Source organism: Pseudonocardia sp. SID8383 (assembly GCF_009864975.1).
Taxonomy (GTDB): domain Bacteria; phylum Actinomycetota; class Actinomycetes; order Mycobacteriales; family Pseudonocardiaceae; genus Pseudonocardia; species Pseudonocardia alni.
Window position 1 is genome coordinate 1 of sequence record NZ_WWFY01000025.1, and the last position, 335, is coordinate 335.

General features: G+C 79.7%; 1 pseudogene. It reads right to left on the bottom strand.

Features of this window, described 5'->3' with window-relative positions:
- Positions 1-105: 105 nt before the first annotated feature.
- Positions 106-335, bottom strand: a pseudogene (locus GTW08_RS00685) (class I SAM-dependent RNA methyltransferase); the annotation flags it as partial.

A 335-nucleotide genomic window follows, 5' to 3' on the forward strand; every position in this document is an offset into this window, starting at 1 on the left:
CGTCCGGCGCCGGGTCCAGCGCCCGGGCCCCCGCGACGGCGCGGGCGGCCCGGCCGTCGGTGTCCGGGCGGCCGAGGTGCAGGTCCGAGAGCTGGACGACGGTGGTCACCGCGGGATCCGCTCCAGCAGGGCGGCCGCCTCCATGTGGTGGGTCATCGGGAACGCGTCGAACGCCCGCAGCGCGGTGGTGCGGTACCCGGCGGCGGCGAACAGGGACAGGTCGCGGGCCAGCGCGGCCGGGTCGCAGGCGATGTGCACGATCCGCTGCGGGGCGCGGGCGGCGAGGTCGCGCACCGCGGCCTTCCCGAGCCCGGCGCGCGGCGGGTCGGTGACCA